Genomic DNA, 8,102 nt, shown 5'->3' with positions numbered 1-8,102 from the left:
ACCGATCCTCCCCAAAATCGAGAGATTCCGCTAGGTTCGAGTCGATTTGGAGTCCGTCGAACTTCAGATTCGGGACACTAGCCCTCCAAGTTACCTCGAAGAAACTGCCTTCAACGCGATGGCGTGCATGTGCAAGTGCTCTGCTTGTTGCGTTCAGCCGCTGCATTCAACCTCGTTCTCGCAACGCACAACACTGAGCTTCCCCAATAGTTGCGACACGTTCCAAATTGCATTTGCCTCCGCCGCTGAACGCGATCATTCTCGCGGCCAAGGCGGGCCGCCAGCCCGGTGGGCGTCCGCCATTCAAGTTGCCGCCGTAAGCGGCTTCATGCACCGGCAGGGGAAGACGCCTATGCCAACTCTCACCATCAACGGGCGGAGTATGTCCGTGGATGCGGCGAACGATACGCCGCTCCTCTGGGCGATCCGCGAGCAATTGCAGATGACCGGCACCAAGTTCGGCTGCGGTGCCGGGCTGTGCGGGGCTTGCACCGTGCACGTCAACGGCGAAGCCGTGCGCTCGTGCCAGACCATGGTCGGCGACGTCGCCGGCAAGAAGATCACCACCATTGAAGGCCTCGCCGCCAAGGGCGATCACCCCTTGCAGAAGGCATGGGTCGCCGAGCAGGTGCCGCAATGCGGCTACTGCCAGTCAGGTCAGATCATGCAGGCAGCCTCGCTGCTCGCGAAGAATCCCAATCCGACCAAGGAGGAAGTGGTCGCTCATATGGACGGCAATCTCTGCCGCTGCATGACCTATTCGCGGATCCAGAAGGCGATCATGCGCGCCGCATCCGAGATGCGCACCGCGTCGGCCACCTCCAGCGAGCGGAGGCCCACATGAATAAGCACATCAAGAACGTAACTCCCGAGACGACCGATCTCAGCCGCCGCTCCTTCCTCGTCGGCACCGCGGCGACCGGGCTCGTGCTCGGCTATGCCGGCGTGCCCGGCATCGAGTCCGCATCGGCCGCAGCTCCCGCCAGTTTCGAGCCGAGTGTCTGGTATGCGATCTCGCCGGATGGTCTCGTCACCGTGACCTGCGGCAAGGCCGACATGGGCCAGCACATCGCTTCCACCATGGCGCAGATCGTCTGCGAGGAGCTCGGCGCGAAATGGAGCGACATGCGCGTGCAGCTCGCCTCCAACGATCCGAAGTTCAACGATCCCGTTCTGGGCGCGCAGATCACCGGCGGCAGCTGGTCGACCATGATGAATTTCGAGGCGATGAGCCGGGCGGGCGCCGCCGGCCGCATCGCCTTGACGGAGGCCGCGGCCGCGGCCATGGGCCTGCCGCCTTATTTCAAGGACGAGCTCGTGGTGCGCGATTCCATCGTCTCGCATCCGAAGTCGAAGAAGCAGATGAGCTTTGCCGAGATCGTCAAGAGCGGCAAGGCGACGAAGACCTTCACGCCGGACGAGCTGAAGGCGATCAAGCTGAAGACGCCCGACCAATACACCATGATCGGCGTCTCGGTGCCGCAGCTCGACATCCCCTCCAAGACCAACGGCACGGCCAAGTATGGCATCGACGTGATGCTGCCGGGCATGGCCTATGGCAAGGTGGTGACCCCGCCGGTGCGCTTCGGCGCCACGGTGAAGTCGGTCGACGACAGTGAAGCCAAGAAGGTGCCCGGCTTCATGAAAGCCGTCATCCTCGACGACAAGACCGGAACCACGTCCGGTTGGGTCGTCGCAGTGGCCAACACCTATGCCAACGCCCGCAAGGCGGCGGATGCGCTGAAGATCGCCTATGACGGCGGTCCGAACGCAAAACTGTCGAGCCAGTCGCTGCTGGACGAGGCCAAGCGGCTTCAGGGCCTGGAGGATTCCGGCCAGTTCTTCGTCAAGGACGGCGATCCCAATGCGGCCTTCGGCACGGCGGCGAAAGTGGTCGAGGCCGAGTACACCACCAGCATCAACATCCACGCGCCGCTGGAGCCCATGAACGCCACCGCGGAGTTCAAGGGTGACATCCTGCACATCTATTCCGGCAATCAGTTCGCGACGCGCTCCGGCGCGATCGCCGCGGGTGCCGCCGGGATCGATCCCAAGTTCGTGGTGATGCACCAGCACTGGTTGGGCGGCGGCTTCGGCCGGCGTCTCGATGCCGACATGATGATCCCCGCGGTGCAGGCGGCGAAGGCCGTCGGCAAGCCGGTCAAGGTGATCTACTCGCGCGAGAACGACATGACGATGGATTTCTCGCGTCCGCTCACCTACCAGAAAGTGAAGGCCGGCGTGGACGGCGACGGCAAGCTCGTCGCGCTCAGCCACGACGTGGTCTCGGCCTGGCCGACCGCGCGCTGGGGAATTCCCGACTTCCTCACGCCTTCGGTCGACAAGAAGGGCCCGCTCGACAGCTTCACGGTCAATGGCGCGGACTTCTTCTACACCGTGCCCAATCATTATGTGCGCGCGATCAAGAACGAGCTCGCGCACAATGCGACGCCCTCCGGCCAGCTTCGCTCGGTGGCGCCGGGCTGGACCTTCTGGGCGGTCGAAAGCATGATCGACGAGATCGCGGCCGCCACGGGCAAGGATCCCGCCCAGTTCCGCATCTCGCTGCTCGACGGCGCCGGCAAGAACGACGGCGGCGCGCAGCGCTTGCGCAACACGCTGCTCGCCGCGATGGGACTGTCGGGCTACGGCACCAGGCCATTGCCGAAAGGCGAGGGCATGGGGGTCGCCTGCGTGTCGTCACAGGAGCGCGCGACCGCGAGCTGGACGGCATGCGTCGCCCATGTCGCGGTGGCGCCGTCGGGTGCGGTGACCGTGAAGAAGCTCACGGTCGCGACCGACGTCGGCACGCAGGTGCATCCCGACAACATCCGTGCCCAGGTCGAGGGCGCGGCGCTGTGGGGCCTGTCGCTGGCGATGTACGAGAAGGCGACGCTGAAGGACGGTGGCATCGAGCAGACCAATTTCGACAGCTACCGGCCCCTGCGCATGAGCCAGATGCCCGAGGTCGCGGTTGCCGTGATCGCCAATGGCGAGAAGGCCACCGGCGTCGGCGAGCCCGCGGTGACCGTGGTCGCCCCGGCCATCGGCAACGCCATCTTCAACGCCTCAGGCGCCCGCGTGCGGGCACTGCCGATCACGGCGGAGGCGGTGAAGGCGAGCATGAAGGCGTAATGCCGAGCGTGATTGCCGAATGAGACGATCCGCCGGAGGGCAGCCTCCGGCGGATTTGTTTTGAGATCCCTTCGCATCCGCACACACCGTCATGCCCGGGCTTGTCCCGGGCATCCACGTTCTTTGCGCCCCGGGACCAAGGTCGTGGATGGCCGGGACAAGCCCGGCCATGACGAAGACTTGGGCCTCAAAATTCCCCTTTTTTATCAATGCCCATCCTACTGTGCATGGGGTTGTTTTCGCACTTTTGCTTTGCAGCCCTGCGGAACCCGAAATCCGTAAAATTGCGCCCAATTCCGCAAGGTTCCTTTGAGCACGCCTCTTAAGGGCCAGAGAACCTGATCCGGCTTAGGCTGACGCCAAATCCAGTCCCATGCTTTGGGGTAGTCATGAACGCGCCAGCCAAAACCGCCGCCAAACGCCGGCTTCTGCTCGCCTCCGACCGGAGCGACGAGAGCACTGAGCTCGCCAGCATCCTGAAGGCGGTCGGCGAGGTCTCGACGGTGACCACCCAGGGCATCCCCGAGCAGCCGGCGCGCGATCTCTCCGGTCTCGTGGTCGACATCAATCTGCGTTCGCCCGAGAGCGTGCAGCGGGTGCGCAACAAGCTGCGCGGCGACGCCTATCGTTCGATGCCGCGGCTGTTCGTGCTCGCCGACGCGCTGCATCACGGCACCATGCAGGCTTGGGCGCTGGGCGCCACCGACACCATTTCGCGGCCGCTGCAGGCCGACGCCATTCTTCAGCGCATCCGCGCCGCCTTCCCGGACACCGCCGTCTATGACGCCACCGATCGCGGCAAGACGCTCAACCGCGGCGTCGAGGCGGCACATGCGGTGCTCGCCAAGATGTTCGAGAAGCTGCCGCTCGGCGTGCCTCTGACCTTCGACGACGTCATCGCCGCCGAGAGCAAGATCCTGAAGGCGATCAAGCACTCCTCGCTGCGCGAATGGCTCACCACGGTCGGCTGCCACCATGTCGGCAGCTATCGCCACTGCCTGTTCGTCACGGGTTTTGCCGTCGCCTTCGCGCAGCATCTCGGCATGCGCGAGGACGACCAGCGCCGCCTGACCCGCGCCGCGCTGCTGCACGATGTCGGCAAGGCCTTCGTTCCCTCCGCGCTGCTCGACAAGCCCGGCAAGCTCACCGACGAGGAGATGGCCGAAGTCCGCCAGCATCCGCGCCGCGGTTACGACGCGCTCGCAGCCCAGGGCGGCTTCCCGCCGGAGATGCTCGACGTGGTGCTGCATCACCACGAATTCCTCGACGGCTCCGGCTATCCGAACGGCCTGTCGTCGAACCAGATCAGCGACATCGTGCGCCTGACGACCATCGTCGACATCTACGCGGCTCTCGTCGAGAAGCGCGCCTACCGCATGCCCTTCACCCATTCGCGCGCCTTCACGATGATGGAAGGCATGGGCGGCAAGCTCGACCAGCAGCTGTTGCAGGCGTTCCGCCCGGTGGCGCTGGGGTCGTTCTGACAACGGTGCCGTAGAGTGGGCAAAGGCGCGTAGCGCCGTGCCCATGAGCTCTCTCTGTTCGCGCGCGGATTGGTGGGCACGCTTCGCTCTGCTGACCCTACGGCAGTGTGCCGTTCGGCGACGCCGTCACCCCACCATCTTCCGCAGCTCCGCCTTTGCCACTTTCTCCAGCGTCGAGCGCGGCATGTCGTCGACGAGCCTGATCTCGCGCGGCAGCTTGAAGTCGGCGAGCCCCTTGCGGCAGGCCGCCATCACCCGGTCCTGCAGATCGGGCGCAGCCCCCGCGACGCCGTCCTGCGGGATGATGAAGACGACGGGCACCTCGTCCAGCATCGGGTGCGACTTCGCCACCACGGCGGCCTCGCGCACGCCCGGCACGAGCGCGATCACCTGCTCGATCTCGGAAGCCGCGACGTTCTCGCCGCCGACCTTCAGCATGTCCTTGGCGCGGTCGCCGAACTTGATGTAGCCGTTCGCAAGACGCTCGACGCGGTCGCCGGTGAGGAAGAAGCCGTGCGCGTCGAAGCTTTCGCGTGTCGCCTTCTCGTTGTGCAGATACTCCGCGAACAGCGACAGGCCAGGGATACCCCTGATCGCGAGATTGCCGGTGCCGCCGACCTCCGTCGGCCGGCCATCGTCATCGGTGATGCGGATTTCATATTCGGGCGCGGCGCGGCCGATCGACATCGGGATGTTGGGCTGGTCGACCTCGCCGACGATGCCGTGGGTGATGGTCTCGGTCATGCCCCACCAGCCGATGACCTTGACGCCGAAGGCGGCAAAGGCCGGCGGCTCGTTGATCGCGCTGCCCCACAGGCGAAACTTGTGGTCCTGCGGGATCTCCTGCTCGAGCAGCGCCTTCATGCAGAACGGAATCGTCGAGGTCCAGGTCGCGCCATGCTCGCGCGCGACGCCCCAGAAGCGGCTGGCTGAGAAGCGCGGCTGGATCACGCAAGATCCGCCGACCCACAGCGTTGCCAGCATGGAATAGGCGAGAGCGTTGGTGTGGAACAGCGGCAGGTAGGTCTGATGCACGTCGCCGGCATGCAGGTCCTCATGCGCGGCGTTGATCTTGGCGCCCCACAGCGCGTTGGCATGGGTCCACAGCACCGCCTTCGGCCGCGACGTCGTGCCCGAGGTGTACTGCACGCTGCAAGGCGCGAGCGGATCGGTCGCGCGCTTCGGACGGTCCGCGCTGTCGGCGAACAAGGCGTCAAAGCTGTCGCCATGTGAAACCGGCTGCGCCGGCGCCACGCCCGCATCGTGCGAGGTCACCGCCAGCCAGCGGAGGTTGCGGCAGTTCTGCGCGACGATGTCTGCATAGGCCGGCTGCGTGATCGCGGCGACCGCGCCGCAATGATCGGCGAAATATTCGATTTCGGCCGGCGCCGAGCGGGTGTTGGTGGTGACTGCGATGGCACCACACTCGACACAGGCGAACCAGGCCAGCATCGCCTCGATACAATTGTCGAGATGAATGAGCACATACTCGCCCTGTTTCACGCCGCGCCTCGCCAGCCCCGCCGCGAGCGCGCCGACCCGCTCGTGAAATTCGCCATAGCTCCAGCGCCGCGCCGGCGCATCGAACGGCGCCCAGATCAGGAACGGATGATCGCGCCGGACCTCGGCGCGCAGCTTGAGCAGCCAGGGTACGTCGAGCCCGTCGAACGGTCCAACGATGCCGGCTTCGGTCTGATGACGTGACATGGCTTTCCCCCGTGCAGCCTGCATCTTGCTGGCGGCTGTCTTTGGATGATTGCGTCTTCCTGCCACTGGATGGCGCGGGGCGCAAATCGGGGGGCAAGCGTTGTGATGCGTGAGCCTGTCTCCTCCGTCATGGCCGGGCTTGACCCGGCCATCCACGCCTTGCTGCACGAAGAACGTGGATGCCCGGGACAAGCCCGGGCATGACGACCGAATGGCCCCGAGAGCGCGCCTCAATCCTCGTACGACGAGATCTCGATCAGGCTGCCATCCGGGTCCCGGCAATAGACCGAGCGCAGCGTGCCGCGCGCGCCCTGCTTCGGAACCGGTCCTTCCTCGATCGCGACACCGTGTGCCTGCAAATGCGCCACCACCTCGTTGGGCGCGGCAGAGGTGAGGAAGCAGAGGTCCTCGCTGCCGGCGGTCTGATGGTTCGCGGTGAACCACTCGACCTTGTCGGCATCGCGCGGCCGGACGTTGATCTTCTGGTTACCAAAGATGAGCGAAGTTCGCGGCGCTTTGCCGCCGCCGGGATCGAACACCTTGACTTCCATGCCGAGAATCTCGCGGTACCACTCCGTCGTCACCGCGACGTCGGCGACATTGATCACGAGATGATCGAGCGCGTCGATCTTGATCGCCATGACTTATCCTTTCGTCGCGATGCGCCGCGCGCACTTTCCGCCTGCGGCAAGCTTTGTTACAACCCCACCGACGCCGGTTTCAAGCTGTCTGGCTTCAAGAACAACACTGGGAGAACCCTTGAGATGATCACTCGCCGTACCGCGCTGGGCCTGCTCGCCGCCAGTCCGCTTGCAGCCACCCCGCTGTCGAAGGCTCTTGCCGCCGATTATCCGGCCCGGCCCGTGAAATGGGTGGTCGGCTATCCGCCGGGCGGCGCCACCGACATCCTGGCGCGCCTGATCGGCCAGAGGCTCTCGGAAAAGCTCGGCCAGCAATTCGTGATCGAGAACAAGCCGGGCGCCGGCAACAACATCGGCACCGAATCGGTCGTCAATGCCGAGCCTGACGGCTACACGCTGCAGCTGGTCAATCCGGCCAACTACATCAACGCCTCGCTCTACAAGAATCTCAAGTTCAACTTCGTGAACGACATCGCGCCGGTCGCCTCGTTCCAGCGCGTGCCGAACGTGATGACCGTCAACAAGGACGTGCCGGCCAAGAACGTCGCCGAGTTCATCGAATACGTGAAGGCCAATCCGGGCAAGGTCAACATGGCCTCGTCCGGCAACGGCACCTCGGTGCATCTGTCCGGCGAGATGTTCATGGCCATGACCGGCTGCAAGATGCAGCACGTGCCCTATCGCGGCGCCGCGCCCGCGATCACCGACATGCTCGGCGGCCAGGTGCAGGTGATCTTCGACAACATGCCCTCGATCATCCAGCACATCCGCTCCGGCTCGCTGCGCGCGATCGGCGTCACCACGACGGAGCGCTCGCCGCAGCTTCCCGACGTGCAGCCGATCGCCGACACGGTGAAGGGCTATGAGGCGAGCGCGCTGTTCGGCATGGGTGCGCCGAAGAACACGCCGAAGGAGATCATCGCCAAGCTCAACAGCGAGATCAACACGCTGATGAAGGAGCCCGACATGACCAAGCGCCTGGTCGAGCTCGGCGGCGAGCCGCGGGCGCAGACCCCCGAGGCGTTCGGCGAGGAGATCAAGGCCGAGACCGAAAAGTGGAAGAAGGTCGTCGAGTTCGCCGGTCTCAAGGTCGAGTAGCGATCTTGTGATGACCGGGAATGGAGCCCTGCCGTTT

The 8,102-nt window shown here is 65.0% G+C and carries 6 protein-coding genes; 4 read left to right on the top strand and 2 right to left on the bottom strand.

The window, feature by feature from the left end:
- The first annotated feature begins 352 nt into the window (after positions 1-352).
- The 3 genes from TSA1_RS12230 (at position 353) to TSA1_RS12220 (ending at position 4,619) form a co-directional block, all read left to right on the top strand.
- Positions 353-844 (top strand): (2Fe-2S)-binding protein, encoded by a 492-nt coding sequence (locus tag TSA1_RS12230; protein ID WP_100176587.1) that lies wholly within the window; start codon positions 353-355, stop codon positions 842-844.
- Positions 841-3,135 carry a xanthine dehydrogenase family protein molybdopterin-binding subunit gene (locus tag TSA1_RS12225; RefSeq protein WP_100176586.1) on the top strand — a complete coding sequence of 765 codons (2,295 nt, stop codon included), beginning with the start codon at positions 841-843 and terminating at the stop codon, positions 3,133-3,135. Before TSA1_RS12230 ends, TSA1_RS12225 begins: the two co-directional genes overlap by 4 nt.
- A 389-nt stretch (positions 3,136-3,524) precedes the next feature.
- Positions 3,525-4,619 (top strand): HD-GYP domain-containing protein, encoded by a 1,095-nt coding sequence (locus TSA1_RS12220; RefSeq protein WP_100176585.1) that lies wholly within the window; start codon positions 3,525-3,527, stop codon positions 4,617-4,619.
- A 126-nt stretch (positions 4,620-4,745) separates the two neighbouring features.
- Here TSA1_RS12220 and TSA1_RS12215 read toward each other — a convergent pair whose 3' ends face one another.
- Together TSA1_RS12215 and TSA1_RS12210 are read right to left on the bottom strand one after the other, a co-directional pair.
- Positions 4,746-6,326 carry an AMP-binding protein gene (locus TSA1_RS12215; protein ID WP_100176584.1) on the bottom strand — a complete coding sequence of 527 codons (1,581 nt, stop codon included), beginning with the start codon at positions 6,324-6,326 and terminating at the stop codon, positions 4,746-4,748.
- Between the two features lie 230 nt (positions 6,327-6,556).
- Complete coding sequence (locus tag TSA1_RS12210; RefSeq protein ID WP_100176583.1) at positions 6,557-6,967, bottom strand: VOC family protein; 411 nt, start codon at positions 6,965-6,967, stop codon at positions 6,557-6,559.
- A gap of 123 nt (positions 6,968-7,090) precedes the next feature.
- On the opposite strand from TSA1_RS12210, the gene TSA1_RS12205 reads away from it, so the two are divergent.
- A complete protein-coding gene (locus TSA1_RS12205; RefSeq protein ID WP_100176582.1) occupies positions 7,091-8,065 on the top strand; it encodes a Bug family tripartite tricarboxylate transporter substrate binding protein in 975 nt (324 codons plus the stop codon).
- Positions 8,066-8,102 lie beyond the last annotated feature (37 nt).

It is taken from the genome of Bradyrhizobium nitroreducens, from assembly GCF_002776695.1.
In the GTDB taxonomy this organism is placed as follows: domain Bacteria; phylum Pseudomonadota; class Alphaproteobacteria; order Rhizobiales; family Xanthobacteraceae; genus Bradyrhizobium; species Bradyrhizobium nitroreducens.
Note: the sequence above shows the minus strand (reverse complement) of the source record. Positions and strands in the feature narration are given on the sequence as shown.

What these genes read in the sequence shown, in the direction of transcription:
- TSA1_RS12225 (WP_100176586.1), top strand. Translation starts at nt 841, where the DNA reads ATGAATAAGCACATCAAGAACGTAACTCCCGAGACGACCGATCTCAGC.
- TSA1_RS12215 (WP_100176584.1), bottom strand. Translation starts at nt 6,326, where the DNA reads ATGTCACGTCATCAGACCGAAGCCGGCATCGTTGGACCGTTCGACGGG.
- TSA1_RS12230 (WP_100176587.1), top strand. Translation starts at nt 353, where the DNA reads ATGCCAACTCTCACCATCAACGGGCGGAGTATGTCCGTGGATGCGGCG.
- TSA1_RS12210 (WP_100176583.1), bottom strand. Translation starts at nt 6,967, where the DNA reads ATGGCGATCAAGATCGACGCGCTCGATCATCTCGTGATCAATGTCGCC.
- TSA1_RS12220 (WP_100176585.1), top strand. Translation starts at nt 3,525, where the DNA reads ATGAACGCGCCAGCCAAAACCGCCGCCAAACGCCGGCTTCTGCTCGCC.
- TSA1_RS12205 (WP_100176582.1), top strand. Translation starts at nt 7,091, where the DNA reads ATGATCACTCGCCGTACCGCGCTGGGCCTGCTCGCCGCCAGTCCGCTT.